General features: G+C 54.9%; 14 protein-coding genes and 1 tRNA gene. 11 read left to right on the forward strand and 4 right to left on the reverse strand.

Features of this window, described 5'->3' with window-relative positions; translation table 11 throughout:
• The first annotated feature begins 86 nt into the window (after positions 1-86).
• The 11 genes from pyrH to ACR0D9_RS03680 all read left to right on the forward strand — a co-directional run bounded on the left by pyrH (position 87) and on the right by ACR0D9_RS03680 (position 12,098).
• Positions 87-839, forward strand: coding sequence for a UMP kinase (gene pyrH, locus ACR0D9_RS03630; protein ID WP_209504110.1), 753 nt, complete (start codon positions 87-89; stop codon positions 837-839).
• 262 nt (positions 840-1,101) lie between these two features.
• Positions 1,102-2,328 (forward strand): aminotransferase class V-fold PLP-dependent enzyme, encoded by a 1,227-nt coding sequence (locus tag ACR0D9_RS03635; RefSeq protein WP_480481213.1) that lies wholly within the window; start codon positions 1,102-1,104, stop codon positions 2,326-2,328.
• 48 nt (positions 2,329-2,376) lie between these two features.
• A complete protein-coding gene (locus ACR0D9_RS03640; protein ID WP_480537713.1) occupies positions 2,377-3,801 on the forward strand; it encodes a cryptochrome/photolyase family protein in 1,425 nt (474 codons plus the stop codon).
• A gap of 69 nt (positions 3,802-3,870) precedes the next feature.
• Positions 3,871-5,082 carry a class I SAM-dependent methyltransferase gene (locus ACR0D9_RS03645; protein ID WP_480537715.1) on the forward strand — a complete coding sequence of 404 codons (1,212 nt, stop codon included), beginning with the start codon at positions 3,871-3,873 and terminating at the stop codon, positions 5,080-5,082.
• A gap of 11 nt (positions 5,083-5,093) precedes the next feature.
• Positions 5,094-5,534 (forward strand): TrgA family protein, encoded by a 441-nt coding sequence (locus ACR0D9_RS03650; RefSeq protein WP_480537717.1) that lies wholly within the window; start codon positions 5,094-5,096, stop codon positions 5,532-5,534.
• Between the two features lie 35 nt (positions 5,535-5,569).
• Positions 5,570-6,676, forward strand: a complete 1,107-nt coding sequence (locus tag ACR0D9_RS03655) for an NUDIX domain-containing protein (RefSeq protein WP_480538234.1) — start codon at positions 5,570-5,572, stop codon at positions 6,674-6,676.
• Positions 6,677-6,744: 68 nt separating this feature from the next.
• Positions 6,745-7,779: a cysteine synthase A gene (locus ACR0D9_RS03660; RefSeq protein WP_480537719.1), complete on the forward strand. Its 1,035-nt coding sequence runs from the start codon at positions 6,745-6,747 to the stop codon at positions 7,777-7,779.
• Positions 7,779-10,205, forward strand: coding sequence for a DUF3772 domain-containing protein (locus ACR0D9_RS03665; RefSeq protein WP_480537721.1), 2,427 nt, complete (start codon positions 7,779-7,781; stop codon positions 10,203-10,205). Before ACR0D9_RS03660 ends, ACR0D9_RS03665 begins: the two co-directional genes overlap by 1 nt.
• A 143-nt stretch (positions 10,206-10,348) precedes the next feature.
• A tRNA-Ser gene (locus ACR0D9_RS03670) sits at positions 10,349-10,438 on the forward strand.
• 236 nt (positions 10,439-10,674) lie between these two features.
• Positions 10,675-11,043: a group I truncated hemoglobin gene (locus ACR0D9_RS03675; RefSeq protein WP_209596705.1), complete on the forward strand. Its 369-nt coding sequence runs from the start codon at positions 10,675-10,677 to the stop codon at positions 11,041-11,043.
• Positions 11,040-12,098: an adenylate/guanylate cyclase domain-containing protein gene (locus tag ACR0D9_RS03680; RefSeq protein ID WP_209504102.1), complete on the forward strand. Its 1,059-nt coding sequence runs from the start codon at positions 11,040-11,042 to the stop codon at positions 12,096-12,098. Before ACR0D9_RS03675 ends, ACR0D9_RS03680 begins: the two co-directional genes overlap by 4 nt.
• 6 nt (positions 12,099-12,104) lie before the next feature.
• Here ACR0D9_RS03680 and ACR0D9_RS03685 read toward each other — a convergent pair whose 3' ends face one another.
• The 4 genes from ACR0D9_RS03685 to metA all read right to left on the reverse strand — a co-directional run bounded on the left by ACR0D9_RS03685 (position 12,105) and on the right by metA (position 15,612).
• Positions 12,105-12,719: a TetR/AcrR family transcriptional regulator gene (locus ACR0D9_RS03685; protein WP_209504101.1), complete on the reverse strand. Its 615-nt coding sequence runs from the start codon at positions 12,717-12,719 to the stop codon at positions 12,105-12,107.
• 113 nt (positions 12,720-12,832) lie between these two features.
• Complete coding sequence (gene ppk2, locus ACR0D9_RS03690; protein ID WP_480537723.1) at positions 12,833-13,702, reverse strand: polyphosphate kinase 2; 870 nt, start codon at positions 13,700-13,702, stop codon at positions 12,833-12,835.
• A 49-nt stretch (positions 13,703-13,751) separates the two neighbouring features.
• A complete protein-coding gene (locus tag ACR0D9_RS03695) occupies positions 13,752-14,705 on the reverse strand; it encodes an alpha/beta fold hydrolase (RefSeq protein ID WP_480537724.1) in 954 nt (317 codons plus the stop codon).
• On the reverse strand, positions 14,695-15,612 hold the full coding sequence (gene metA / locus ACR0D9_RS03700) for a homoserine O-acetyltransferase MetA (RefSeq protein WP_480493311.1): 918 nt from the start codon (positions 15,610-15,612) through the stop codon (positions 14,695-14,697). Before metA ends, ACR0D9_RS03695 begins: the two co-directional genes overlap by 11 nt.
• Positions 15,613-15,638 lie beyond the last annotated feature (26 nt).

Consider the following 15,638-nt stretch of genomic DNA (forward strand, 5'->3'; position numbering starts at 1 on the left):
TCAATCCTCACCAACCGCATTGAACCTGCGGAGCTTTTGCTTCATTTTGCGCCGGAAATTAACCCCGTGCCAGCCCGGAGCGCAACATGAGCCTTTCCCCGTCTTCTGAAACTGCCGAAACCCCGAAAACCACATACAAACGTGTCATGTTGAAAATTTCAGGAGAGGCATTGATGGGGGATCAGGGCTTTGGCCTGCACCCGCCGACAGTTCAACGCATCGCGCAAGAGGTGAAATCGGTTCACGATCTGGGCGTTGAGATCTGCATGGTTATCGGTGGCGGAAACATTTTCCGGGGCCTGAGTGGATCTGCTCAGGGTATGGAGCGGACGACAGCAGACTATATGGGGATGTTGGCCACGGTGATGAACGCACTGGGTATGCAATCTGCCCTGGAAGAGATTGGGGTGTTCACCAGGGTCATTTCGGCCATTCGCATGGATGAAGTGTGCGAGCCGTATATCCGCCGCCGCGCCGTACGACACCTTGAAAAGAAAAGGGTTTGCATCTTTGCGGCCGGCACCGGCAACCCGTATTTCACCACCGACACCGCGGCGACCTTGCGCGCCAATGAAATGGCGTGTGAGGCGATTTTCATGGGCAAGAACGGTGTCGACGGCGTCTACGACAAGGATCCCAAACAACATGCCGACGCGGTGCGTTATGACACGGTCACCTATGACGACGTTCTAGCCAAGCGGTTGCGGGTCATGGATGCGTCAGCCATCGCGCTGGCGCGTGACAACAACCTGCCTCTGATCGTCTTTGGTCTGGATGAGCCCGGAGGTTTCCGTGGTATTCTTGCAGGCGAGGGGACATATACCAAAGTTCAGGGTTGAGGCCCGAACGAGACCTGCCCCAGAGTGTTAGAAATTCAGCCCCGGCAACCCCGCCGGGCTTTTTCTTTTGCTTCAGCTTGACGGTCGCGGATGGTGCTGTCTAAGTAGCGTTGTCCTTCCGAAGTGAAGGGCTGCCCGGTGTTTCGTCAGCTCATGGCGCAAGCACAGGCTGGGCTGGAAGACCTGCCATGATTTCTGAGATGTCCGGAAACATGAGCGGGCATCTTGTTGATATGACAGCACAACTAAGGAGCAATGAGGCATGAGCTCTCTGGATATCAATTTCGTTCGGGCACAGTTTCCGGCTTTTTCCGAACCCAGCCTGAAAGGACAGGCGTTTTTTGAGAATGCGGGCGGGTCATATACCTGCAAGCCGGTGATCGACCGGTTGACGCGGTTCTATACGCAGCGAAAGGTTCAGCCCTACGCCCCTTATGAGGCCAGCCGTCTTGCAGGTGCCGAGATGGATGAGGCACGCGTGCGCATGGCCGCCATCCTGGGTGTTGAAACCGATGAGCTGAGCTTTGGCCCTTCGACGACACAGAATACCTATGTTTTGGCACAGGCGTTCAGGCAATGGATGAAACCTGGCGAGGCGATTGTCGTGACCAATCAGGATCACGAGGCAAATTCGGGCCCATGGCGTCGTCTGGCCGAGGCAGGGATTGAAGTGCGGGAGTGGCAGATCGATCCTGAAACCGGATCACTGAACCCGCAGGATCTGGAAAATATGCTGGACGAAAAAGTGCGTCTGGTCTGTTTCCCGCATTGTTCCAATGTCGTTGGAGAGATTAACCCGGTCACCGAGATCACTGCGATTGCCCACGCGGCTGGTGCATTTGTCTGCGTGGACGGCGTATCTTACGCCCCGCATGGGTTTCCGAATGTTGGCGATTTGGGGCCGGATATCTATCTGTTTTCAGCCTATAAAACTTTTGGCCCGCATCAAGGCTGCATGGTCATTCGCCGAACACTGGGAGAGTTGCTGCCCAACCAAGCGCACTACTTCAACGCCGACGTTCTTTACAAGCGCTTTACCCCGGCAGGCCCGGATCATGCTCAGATTGCGGCAAGTGCAGGTATGGCCGATTACGTCGAGCTCCTGTGCACGCATCACGGTGGGCCTGACGCCGGTGCAGCAGAGCAGGGTGCCTTTGCCCATGACCTGATGCGCGCGCATGAGGTGTCCTTACTTCAACCGGTTCTGGATGCGGTAAAGGACCGCAACGCGGTACGTCTGATCGGCACTTCAGATGCCACCCGGCGTGCGCCGACGGTAGCGCTGTCGCTGAACCGTCCCGCTGAGTCAGTTGCAGCAGAACTGGCGCAATACGGTGTTATGGCGGGGGGAGGCGACTTTTATGCTGTGCGCCCATTGCAAGCGATGGGCGTGGATCTGGCACAGGGCGTTTTGCGGGTCAGCTTTACACATTATACCTCGCAGCAGGAGATTGATCAGCTTTTGGAGGCGCTTGAACACGTTTTGTGATCCACTCAGCTTGGGGCTTCGTAGAACGAAGAAAACCTCAGGGTGGATATGGAAAACGAGCGGTCTCCGATCATCTTATGGTACCGACGGGATCTGCGCCTGTCGGACCATCCGGCATTGACTGCTGCTGTTGCAAGCGGCCGTCCGATCATACCAGTCTTTGTTCATGACCTTCTTGTGCAACACCTTGGCGCGGCCCCAAAATGGCGGTTGGGGTTGGGTCTGGAGGTCTTTTGCGACGCTCTGACGAGGCTTGGTAGCCGTCTGATCCTGCGGCGTGGCGATGCGCTTGAGCAATTGCGGACACTTGTCAAAGAGACGGGCGCAAAGGCTGTCTATTGGTCGCGGGCCTATGATCCAGCGTCGATCAGACGCGATACACAGATCAAAACGGCGCTGACCGAACTGGGTGTAAGCGCAAAGTCCTTTCCTGGTCATTTGCTTTTTGAGCCCTGGACGGTCGCAACAAAGCAGGGCCAGCCGTTTCGTGTCTACACTCCTATGTGGCGCGCGGTTCAGCGGCGGGACGTGCCAGCGCCGGATGCGTTGGTGTCACGCTTGGCGGGGCCTGCAACCTGGCCTTCCAGTGATAAACTGAGTACCTGGCATATGGGTGCGGACATGTACCGAGGCGCTGCAATCGTGCGCCCCTATGTCCAACCCGGAGAGAAGGCCGCCCGCGATCGACTTGAGCACTTTCTCGACCAGGTCCCCCGTTATTCCAATGACCGTGACCGGTTGGATCTGGACGGAACATCAAACCTGTCAGAATACCTTTCATTGGGCGAGATCGGGCCACGTACTGTCTGGCACAGGGTTCAACAGGCTGCGATGACGGGAACCCCCGGCGCCGAGGCATTTCTGCGGCAGTTGGTCTGGCGTGAGTTTGCCTATCACCTGATGTATCACTCACCGCATCTGCTGACTGATAACTGGAAAGCGGAATGGGATGATTTCCCGTGGAATATCGATCCGCACCACCCTGAAGTTGCCGCCTGGAGGCAGGCCCGAACCGGAATTCCTGTCGTCGATGCTGGCCTGCGGCAGATGTATGTGACAGGCCGTATGCATAACCGGGCCCGGATGATTGTTGCCAGTTACCTGACCAAACATCTGATGACACACTGGAAAATCGGGATGAGTTGGTTCGAGGATTGCCTGATTGACTGGGACCCAGCCTGTAACGCCATGGGCTGGCAGTGGGTTGCGGGTTCAGGCCCCGACGCGTCGCCCTTCTTTCGTATATTCAATCCTGAAACGCAGGCCGAAAAGTTTGATCCGCAGGGGTCTTACCTGCGGCGCTGGATCGCCGAAGGCCAGACGAAACCCAGTGACGTTGCACTTTCCTATTTCGCTGCGGTTCCCCAGTCATGGAACCTGTGTCCGCAGGCGGATTATCCCGAACCTGTCGTGAAACTGACGGATGGACGAAACCGCGCCTTACGTGCGTATGAAAGCCGAAAATCTCACTAAGGAACTGAAAACTTGCCAGAAACAGAATCGCGGCCTAGCCTGAGACCTGTGCCGCAGAGGGGAGAGCGGATGGTGCTGACGACGACAGAGGGGCAGTCGGATCTGCCCAGGTATTTCGCCCAGGTCTTCAAGATGCTGACCAGAATGGAGTCGGGGCGACTAGACATAACATTGCCAGATGGTCGCATCTTTCGCGCAGAGGGACCCAAGGCAGGGCCTGTTGCTCAGATCGATATCCACGACGGAGATGTTTTTGCCCGTCTGATCCGCGAAGGCGAGCTGGGGTTTTCTGATGCCTACCTTGAAGGACATTGGAGCACGCCTGATCTGCGCTCATTCATGGATCTTGTCCATCTGGGGTCCGAGACCGTCTATGACGGGTTTACTGGGAAGTTCCTTGTTCAGGCCTATGAACGGCTGCGGTTCTGGCTTCATCGCAATAACCGGACGCAGGCGAAAAAGAATATCTCGTACCACTATGATCTGGGCAATGACTTCTACGGTTTGTGGCTGGATGACACGATGACTTATTCCAGCGCCATTTTTGAGACCGGGCAAGAAAGTCTTGAGAAGGCACAAACTGCGAAATACGCCAGCCTTGTCGATGAAATGGGGGCCAAACCCGGCGACCACATACTGGAAATCGGATGCGGTTGGGGCGGTTTTGCCGAATATGCCGCGAAAGAGCGGGGTTTGCATGTAACCGGCCTTACGATTAGTGAGGAGCAGTTCAAGTTTGCAAATGAACGTATTGAAAAAGCGGGACTTTCTGATCAAGTGAAGTTCAAGTTGCAAGACTATCGCGACGAGCGTGGGCAATATGATGGCATCGCCTCTATCGAGATGTTCGAGGCGGTGGGCCAAAAATACTGGCCGGTTTATTTTGAAACCGTTCGTGAGAGGCTGAAGCCAGGGGCGCAAGCGACCTTGCAAATCATAACCGTAGGTGACCACCGCTGGGATTATTACAAGAACGGTGTTGATTTCATTCAGAAATACATATTTCCAGGTGGAATGCTTCCGTCGCCTACGATCTTGCGGCAGCAGATCAATCAGGCCGGTCTGAATGTGGTGAAGTCGAAAGAATTCGGCAAAAGTTACGACCTGACGCTGCGGCGGTGGTATGAAACGTTCAATGCAAAATGGGAACAGATCGCAGACCTGGGCTTTGATGAGCGTTTTCGCCGCATGTGGAATTATTATTTGACAGCGTGTGGCGCAGCCTTTGACACGCGCAATTGCGATGTGACACAGATCACCGTAGCAAAGCAAGTTAACTGACGGACCGAAACATGCCCACTGCCTCGCGTCTTGTAGCCGCCGTTTGCCTCATCGTGCTGGCATTCATTGTCTCTGGCATGATTATCGAGAACGGCGAAGAAGGTAAGGATTATGGGTACTTTACCCTGGTTAACATGGGCCTTGGCGCGGTTTGCGGGTGGGGCATCATGGGCAAGCGCGTAGGGCGCGGCTGGACAGCTGGGATCAATAACGGTCTGACTGGTGTCGCCTCGCTGATATTCTGGGCGTTGTTCGTGCAGGGCTGTTACGAAATGTTCCGACTTGCCATGCGCAACCGTTACGGTGGCCCATTTGAGGCCATACTGGCCATTTTCAAGATCGGGATTGAGTACGGTAAGCTTCTGATTTACCCGGAAATCCTGATTGCATTCCTAATTGGGGCTGTTGTCTCGGGGCTGGCCACAGAACAGGCCAGCCGGTCGTGGCGCTGATCCGTTACTGACAAGAGAGATCGAATTTGTCTGATTTGTTCTTTTATGGAACGCTGCGACACTTGCCGTTGTTGGAACGCGTTCTTGGCCATCCTCTGAGCGAAACCAAAGCGCGGCCCGCCCAACTTCGAGGCCATGCTGTCCATTCTGTTCAGGGGCAGGATTTCCCAATGATCGTGGAATTGGAAGGCGCCAGTGCCGAAGGTTTACTGGTGCAGGAATTGTCGTCTGTGGATCTGGCTAGGCTGGATTATTACGAAGGGTCTTTCGACTATGATCTGAAGTCTCTGAAGGTCGAATTGGAAGACGGGACCGAGGCCGAAGCGCAGGTCTTTTTTCCTGCCCCCGATGCTTGGAGACCGGGTGATTTGTGGTCGCTTCAGGACTGGGCGGACAGATTGGGCGAACTTACAACGCTCGCCGCTGAGGAAGAGATGGCCTATTTCGGGAAGGTCGATCCCCGGGTCATGGCCCGCAGTGTTCGCGCCACGCAAACGCGCGCCTGGTCAAAGATCATGGCCGGGCAGCGGCGAACCGGTGATCCGCGGGACATTGCAAAAGACGTGATCGTGCATCGCCATGACCGGGTGTATCTTGATTACTTCGGGATGGAGGAAATCGATCTGCAACACCGGCGGCATGACGGCAGCATGGGTCCGGTTCTGCGCCGTGGAAGTTTGTTGCAGGGCAGTGCGGTCGGCGTTCTGCCCTATGATCCGGTCCGCGATACCGTTTTGATCGTGGAACAGTTCAGACCGCCGGTTTTCCTGAACAACGATCCGGAACCCTGGCTTTGGGAAGCGGTAGCTGGGATGATTGATCCGGGTGAAACACCTGAACAGGCCGCGCATCGCGAGGCGATGGAGGAGGCGGGTATTCGTTTTGACAGGCTGGAATATGCTGGCGGTGCCTACACCTCGAGCGGATCTTCCACCGGGTTCATGTATCTTTATGTTGGTCTGGGTGAATTGACGCACACCACAATCACTGGCGGCCTTGACACAGAAGGTGAAGACATCCGCAGTCAAATCTTGCCATTCGGTGAATTCATAGACATGACGGATCGCCATGTTTTCAAGGATCTACAATTGGTGTCTCTGGCTTATTGGCTGGCCCGCCACCGGGACAGATTGCGCGGGTGACTATCCCGCTTGTGGTCGCGGCGGTGCGGCTGTAAATCTTCGATGGTACAAAACGACAAGGGGCCATCATGCGCATTGCACGAGATCTTGCTGACGCAGTAGGAAAAACACCGCTGATCCGGTTGCGCCGCATCAGTGAAGAAACTGGTTGCGAAATTCTCGGCAAAGCCGAATTCATGAACCCCGGTCAATCCGTCAAGGACCGTGCTGCACTCTATATTATCCGTGATGCCATTGCGCGGGGCGATTTGAAGCCCGGTGGCACCATTGTGGAAGGCACCGCCGGCAATACCGGTATTGGTCTGGCGCTGGTGGGGGCGTCAATGGGGTTCAAGACCGTGATTGTGATCCCGGAAACCCAGTCGGAAGAAAAGAAAGACATGCTGCGGCTGGCAGGTGCACAACTGGTTCAAGTTCCGGCCGCACCTTATCGCAACCCCAACAATTTCGTGCATTATTCCCGCCGTCTGGCCGAGGAATTGGCGCTGACGGAACCTAATGGGGCGATCTGGGCCAACCAGTTTGACAACGTGGCGAACCGTCAGGCCCATGTTGAAACCACAGGGCCCGAAATCTGGGAACAAACAGAAGGTAAGGTCGACGGGTTTATCTGTGCTGTCGGGTCGGGCGGTACGTTGGCCGGGGTTGCCGAAGCGTTGCAGCCCAAGGGTGTGAAAATCGGTCTGGTCGATCCTATGGGTGCGGGTCTCTACTCTTACTACACCACCGGTGAAATCGCGATGGAGGGAGGATCGATTGCCGAAGGTATCGGACAGGTTCGGATAACAAAGAACCTGGAAGGGTTCACGCCGGATCATTCCTATCAGATCACTGACACCGAGGCGTTGCCCTATATCTTTGACCTGCTCCGTGACGAGGGGCTGGTCATGGGCGGGTCAACCGCGATCAACATGGCGGGCGCCGTGCGTCTGGCCAAAGAAATGGGGCCGGGCCACACGATTGTGACTGTCCTTTGCGACTATGGCACGCGGTATCAGTCCAAGCTGTTCAACCCGGATTTCCTGCGCGAGAAAGAATTGCCGGTGCCGGATTGGATGACTGAAGCACCGCGCAGCATTCCCGGCGTTTTCGAGGACGTGTGATGCCGAGGCAGGTTCGCCTGTTTCTGACACTGGTATTCCTGTGTCTTGTCGGGCTCGCAGGCGGTGCTGTCGCGCAGCTGACCGACAGGCAAAGTGAGTATTACCGGGGCTGGATAAAAACGGCTGACCGTGCCGAGTCCGTGATTGAAGCGAACCGTGCGTCAAACGCTGCGTTTGAGAATTTACGTTCTGAAATAAACGGTTACCGAGAGGACTTTAACAAGGCACGCAGCGCCAACACAGACCGTATCGCAACGCTGGAAAGCCAGATCAAGGCGCTTGGTCCAAAACCCGAAGGGGACGCGGCCGAACCTGAAGACATCGCTAAATTGCGAACTCATCTTAATGAGCAGCTCAACAGTTTGCGGGTGCCGCGCATCATTTCCGAAGAAGCGTATACCCGCGCAAATGGATTGATCAGTGAAATCGATCGGATCATCCGGACGCGGCAGACAAAACAATTCTTTGAGCGCGGGCCGTCACCGATCAACCCCGTATATTGGGGACCTGCTTGGCAAGACGTAAAAGAGGCGCTTCAGAGCCTGACAAATGAAACAATTACCAACCTGCGTTCGGACGTAGTGAAAGAACGTATCCGTGATCGTGGCTTGGGAATCTTGTTTCTGGTGATCCTGGCCGCGGTTTTACTGATCTTCGGCAAACGTTGGTCCGAACGGGGCGGCGACTATCTGAGGTTGCTGGGCGGAGCGGGCACTGGTGTTTGGTCCTTCATCATTTCTCTGTTGCGGATTCTGTTGCCATGGATCGGTGTCGTTGCCGCCATCGCCGCAATCAGTCTTTCGGGTATTCCGGGTCTGCGAGGCAGTTTGTTGCTGGAAAAAATCCCCTACTGGGCGGCAATTGCCTTCTTCTACGACTGGATTGGCCGACAGATTTACGTGATTGGCGCTTCACAAGGATTCAAGCGCCTGTCTGCTGCTCGGATTACCGAATTGCGGATATACATTGATCTGTTGGCTTTGATGTTGATCCTGCACGAACTGGCGCTTCTGTTTCAGCAGATCGAAAACGTCTCGGATGCGACTCGTGCGGTGATCAGCTTTCCCGTGATTGTTGGAACGGCATTGCTTTTGCTCCGCGTGCGGCAGATCAGAACGAACGACCGCCTGCTGGACCAGACGGCGTCTACCCGGGCCGCCGGATTCAGCCAGTTGTTGGAATTCCTGCGCAAGGCCATGTTCCTGCTGGGGATCGCAACACCCGTACTGGCACTGGCCGGCTATACCAATGCGGCCGAAGCGATCGTGTTTCCGGCGGTAAAAACGCTGGTTCTGATTGCCGCTCTGGCGATTTTCCAACGGTTCGTCAGTCAGATATACGGATGGATCACAGGGCAGGGCGACGCTGCGCGCGACTCTCTTTTTTCGGTCCTGGTGGGCTTTGCACTCGCCATCGTCGCGCTGCCTGTTCTGGCGATATACTGGGGCGCGCGCGAAACGGACCTGCTTGAGGTGTGGTCACGTCTGCTGCTTGGCTTTGACATCGGCGGTGTCATGATCTCGCCCAGCAATTTCCTGACATTTATCGCTGTTTTCGCAATCGGATATACGCTGACACGGTTGTTGCAAAGCGGGTTGCGCAACTCGCTGTTGCCCAAAACCAGCATCGATCCGGGCGGGCAGAATGCGATTGTCGCTGGCTCTGGGTATATCGGGATCTTTCTGGCTGCGTTGGCAGCGATCATGGTCGCGGGGTTTGATCTGTCGTCGCTGGCAATTGTCGCTGGTGCACTGTCTGTCGGTATTGGCTTTGGCCTGCAAACGATTGTGTCTAATTTCGTGTCCGGCATCATCCTTCTGGTCGAACGGCCGATCTCCAAGGGTGACTGGATAGATGTGAACGGGATGATGGGCTACGTGCGTGACATCTCCGTCCGATCGACCCGGATCGAGACGTTCGACAGAACGGATGTGATCATTCCAAACTCGGACCTGATCAGCGGCGTCGTCACCAACTACACACGTGGCAATACCATCGGTAGGGTGATTGTACCGGTCGGCGTCGCATATGGCACTGATACGCGTCTGGTCGAGACCATCCTGAGTGAGGTTGCGAACAACCACCCGATGGTTTTGGCCAACCCGGCACCCAGTGTGGTGTTTCAGGGGTTTGGAGCGGATGCATTGGATTTTGAAATCAGGGCGATCCTGCGGGATGTGAACTGGGTTCTGTCCGTCAAATCCGACATGAACCACGAAATCAACCGACGCTTCCTTGAAGCAGGCATCGAGGTGCCGTTTGCACAGCGTGATATCTGGTTGCGTAATCCCGAAGCTTTGCAGACCTCAAACAAGGTGAAAGCGGCTGGTTCTGCGTCCAAACAGAAGGCAGATGAGTCGACGACAAGAGAGCCAGTTGAACTGACCGAATCTGATCTGGACCCCGACGCTGGCGATGAATTCTGACGACCTGTCCGAAAGCTGAAGGGTAGTCTTTCCGGTGGTTTGACGCACCGGAAAGGCGACCGGATTTAATTGATCCTTTCCGGTGATTTCACCGATTTGGGGCCTTGCAAATCTCATGACATTGGTCCAAACATCGCCGGCACGGAGAGGTGGCCGAGTGGTCGAAGGCGCACGCCTGGAAAGTGTGTAGGCGGGGAACCGTCTCCAGGGTTCGAATCCCTGTCTCTCCGCCATTACCCCCTTAGACAGAAACCCAAACCAGCCCCGGCGTCTTGGCTGTGTACAACTTGGTTTCGTGTACCACGCCGGGTCTTCGAAAGCGCAGGATTTTAAATCCCGGACACTTTTGCTTTTCCTAAAATGAACGCGCGTTAAGCCGGAAAACGAAAAAAATACCATAAACATTAACAAAAATGTCCATTTGATATAGAATTACAGTGTTTTTGTTCGGTAACTCTTGGGTTTTCGTGTGGCGCAAACGCTTTATGATAAATACGGTGGCTTCAAAACAATCAGCCGTGTCGTGATGACCTTCTATGAAATGGCGTTGGATTCGGATGACATCGGCCATTATTTTGAAGATATTGATATGCCGCGGTTGATTGATCATCAGACGAAGTTTGTATCGTCCCTGATTGGCGGACCGGCGTCATTCAGTGATGACAGGATCGAAGCCGTACACAGGCATCTGAGTATTTCACACGACGAATTTGATGTGATGGCTGAGCTGTTTGGCGAAGCGCTGAGCGTGCATGGTATGTCCGATCAGGATATCAAAACCGCGCTGGCTGCAATTGAAGGGAAGCGTTCAATTATCGTCGCCCGAAACGCGGCATGAGCATTCATGCAATAAACGAACAGCTGTTACGCGCCATCGGTGTCGGCATTGCCGTGGTGCGCGCCTCGGATCTTCAGTTCGTTTTTCATAACGGGCCGTTTTCGGAGTGGTTTGGAACCCCCGAGAACGGCAGTACTCTTACGGACATTCTTCCCGCCCTTGATCCCAAAGAATTGGAAGACGTCAAGCAATCGGGCTTGAGATATTCGGTTGAATTGCAAATCAAGCCGAAGCGGCGGACCTTGATCTTTGCAGTCGCAGTTTCGTTGGCCAAAGGGCTGTCCGAGCAGGTTCTGATTGTCGAATGCCAGAACATCACGCGCATTCGCGAGCTGGAAAGCATGATCGACAGCTATTCCACCATGGTCGAACGCAACACGCGAGAGCTGGAGCGCGAGAAAGAGCGGGTTGAACGGCTGCTTCTGAACTTGATGCCACGGGCCGTTTATGAAGAGTTCAAAACCTTCGGTGTTGTCACTCCGCAGCTCTACAAGCAGGTGTCTGTTGTTATGCTGGACTTTGTGGGATTCACTGATTTCGCGGCCAAGACCGACCCGACAGTGACCCTGAGCGAGTTGAACGACATTTTCACAGCGTTTGACAGGATCGTTGAGCAATTCGGGTGTGAAAGGATCAAAACAATAGGTGACGCATATCTTGCGGTCTCAGGCATGCCTGACCCGACACCCGATCACGCGACGGCAGTGGCCCATTGCGCGGTACGTTTCCTGCGTTATCTCGAACGCCGGAACGAAAGCCACCCGCACAAATGGCAGGCCCGGATCGGTTTGGGCATGGGGGCCGCGGTCGGGTCTGTGGTGGGTATTCAGAAATACGTCTACGACGTTTTCGGTCCGGCGGTAAATATCGCGTCCCGACTGCAAATTTTCGCCAATCCTATGAAAATCGTTGCGCCGGAAGAGATGAAATACGCCCTGATTGACGAATTTCAGGTCTCGGACCTGGGACGTGTTGACATAAAGGGAATGGGCGAGATGAATCTGATCAACGTAACGTCCGGGCTGAGCTTACCGCAAAGCAGCAGAACTTTTTGACAGGTGTCAATCGTCCTGCGGGATCAGGCCCAGCCCTCGCAGGTAAATTCCAATGCCGCTTTCCAGCAGGTCTTCCGGGGGGAAGGGTGACGTCGCTCCGGTATTACGCGCGTATAATTCAACCACGCCATGGCTCATCGCCCAGATATGTGCGCTGAACATCGACGCGGGCGGGCGCTTTTCAGGTGGAATATGTTGTGACAGGTCGTCGGCGGCTTTTTCAAGAACCGATTTGGCCCGATTGGCGGCCATTGATAGTTCGGGGGTGCGATTCAACGAAATTCCGCTTTCGAACATGGCGATGTAGTGGCCGGGGTTCTTCCGGGCAAAAGCCAGATAGGCTCGCCCGGTTGCCTCGAAGGCGGCCAGGGCAGAAGGTTGGCCCTTGTCATAAGCGTATTGCATAAGGTCCGCGAACATCTCGAATCCCTGCCGTGCAGCTTCGGCGATAAGGTCTTCGCGCCCTTCAAAGTGGCGATAGACAGCGGCGGGTGTTACGCCAGCGGTTTTGGCGGCTTCAGATAACGTAAAACCCGTTGGCCCCTTTTCTTCGATCAGGGACAAGGCTGCCTCGATCAGGGCTTGCTTTAGGTTTCCGTGATGATAACCGCGTTTCGACATCCCGGCCTCAGGTTCTTTGATTAGGTATTGGAAGACAAGGGGATAGACCAAATACACACGGTCGTCCAACGCTTGCCCTTGAAATCCTTGGCCGGGTAGGATGAAAACGCAACCTAGGCTTCCCAGACATCCGGACCACCGCAGATCAGGGGATCAATGTCGCCAATGCTTTTTGCGTCCTTCTCATCATAGTCCAGCGTGTGCAAAACCGTTTGGATTGCTGCAAGACGGGCGCGTTTCTTGTCGTCCGACCGGACAATTGTCCAAGGAGATACGTCTGAATGTGACCGGGTCAGAGTTTCTGAAATCGATTGTGTGTATTCGTCCCACTTGTCCAACCCAGCCACGTCAATCGGGCTGAGTTTCCATTGCTTTAATGGGTCGGTTTCACGGGCCAGAAAGCGGTTCAGCTGCTCAGCCCGCCCGACATTGAGCCAGAACTTGAAGAGTTTGATGCCATCATTGACCAGACCCGTTTCAAGCGGCAGAACCTGACGAAAGAACCGCTCGCGCTCTTCCTGGGTGCAGAAACCAAAGACGTTCTCGACCACGCCGCGATTGTACCAGCTGCGGTCAAAGAACACGATCTCGCCAGCGGCAGGCAGGTGAGGGATGTAGCGCTGAAAGTACCATTGACTGCGTTCAGTCTCTGAGGGTTTGCTGAGCGCCACATTGCGCGCGCCGCGTGGGTTCAGGTTTTCGCGAAACCGTTTGATCGTTCCGCCCTTACCGGCGGCATCGCGGCCTTCGAAGATGATGGCGATCCGTTGCGCCGTGTCCTTGACCCAAGATTGCATTTTGACCAGCTCGATCTGGAGCAGTTCCATCTGCTCTTCATAGTCTTTGGTCTTCATCTTCTCGCTATACGGGTAGGTCGGGTTCAGGATTTCGCCTTTCTTCGAATTTTCGATCTCATCCCGCACAGCTTTGGGCGCGCTTTCCTGAAAATACTTCTCGATAGAACCTTTTTCGGTCCGGGCCATATGTCACCTCGCGATAAAACCCATATCCGACTATGGATTAGAGCTTGGATTAACGCAAACCTGCACGCCGCGCTGCACGATCAATTGCGGTGGCAACCTCGGGCGCTGCGACAACCTGCGGCATGTGACCGATCCCCGGTAACGCGACCAGTTCGGCCTGCGGGATTTGCTGGATCAGACGTTGGGAATGCCATTCAAGGCCGACAGTGTCGTCGGCGGTGCCGTGAACGATTTCGGTTGGCACTGAAATCTCACCGTATTTCGGCTGCAATTGGGTTATCTCATCCAATAGATTGGCCCGTTGCTTGGCATTAGCATGCATGGAACTGCGCCGGATGGTAAGGCCGGGTCCGAAATGTTCGGCGTATCCAGCGGGGGCCGATTGGGGCGCAAATACAGTGTCCAATGCCCGTGTCACGTACCAATCGGGCACGAAAGAAGAGATCAGGGGCAGGGCGAGCGCGTTGCCGACCGTGGTAGATGCCAATTGGTTAAACCCATCCAGCGGCGTTTCCCACGGAATGGCAGCAGGTGCGATCAAAACAAGCGCCGAGAGATCCTCGGGCCTTGTGACCGCCCATGCAAGCGCCACTGAACCGCCATAGCTTTGGCCCGCAACGACAGGCTTTTCCGCCCCAAGTTGGGCAGCAGCTTTTTGCAGGATATCCGCTTGTTCCGTGATCGTTTCACCGTCTGGGTTGAAACTTTCTGAAAACCCCAGGCCGGGCCGGTCAAAAACGATGACGCGGTAGTTTTCCGCCAGAATGGGTGCCAGCGCAAAGGTCATGTCGCGGGTGTTGCCGCTTGAGCCGTGAAGAAGGACCACATCTGGCCCTTTCCCCATGACAACCGCATGAACGGCGATCCCGTCGACATCAAGAATCTGGCCTTCGGGTGGGAAAGCCGCTTCTGCATGTGCTTCATTCCGGGCGCTGCGCCACGCAGTCACAGCGACAAGGCCCAGAATGATGAGGCTAAAGGATATCAAGGTTTTAGTGGCCAATTTTGCTCATATCAAAAGGCGTCGTCTGATAGATTTCGTTTATCCAGTTTCCGTAAAGAAGATGCGCGTGGCTGCGCCAACGGTTTTGAGGTGTCTTGGATGGGTCATCATCCGGATAATAGTTGATCGGCACGTTGATGGGCGTGTCATTGGCGACGTCGCGGTCATACTCCTGTTTCAGCGTGTCGCTGTCATACTCAAAATGATTGAAGATATACAGTGCGCGGTGGCTGGGATCTTCGACCAGACAGGGACCCACATCATCACTGCCCAGCAGGGTCGTCAAACCCTGCGCGGCGTCGATCTCATCTTGTTTCATTTCCGTCCAGCGGCTGACCGGTATAACGCAATCGTCTGAGAACCCACGCAAAAAAGGTGATGCAGGGTTCAGGTTGCGGTGACGGAAACAGCCAAAGGCCTTGGCATCCAGCATGTGTTTTCGGACACCATGAAAATGGTTGATCATCGCCATCCCGCCCCAACAAACTCCAAAGGTTGAATGTACGTTTGTCTGAGTCCAGTCAAAGATTTCGCTGATTTCATCCCAATAGGTGACGTCACCAAATTCCAGATGCTCGATTGGCGCGCCAGTAATGATCAGGCCATCAAATTTATGGTCCTTGACCTCCTGAAAAGGCTGATAGAACTCGGACATATGCTCGGCGGCGGTGGTTTTTGTCTGGTGTTCCGTCATACGGATCAAAGACAGTTCGATCTGCAACGGGGTTGCGCCGATCAGGCGCGCAAACTGGTTTTCCGTCTGAATCTTCTTCGGCATCAGATTCAGCAACCCGATGCGCAGGGGGCGAATATCCTGACGCATTGCCTGATCCTCGGACATGACCATAACGCCCTCTTTGTTCAGGACGTCGAAAGCGGGCAGATCTGAGGGGATTTTGATGGGCATGTGTCTGACTTCGAAGAGATTAGGGA

The organism is Ruegeria sp. AK11, from assembly GCF_056541095.1.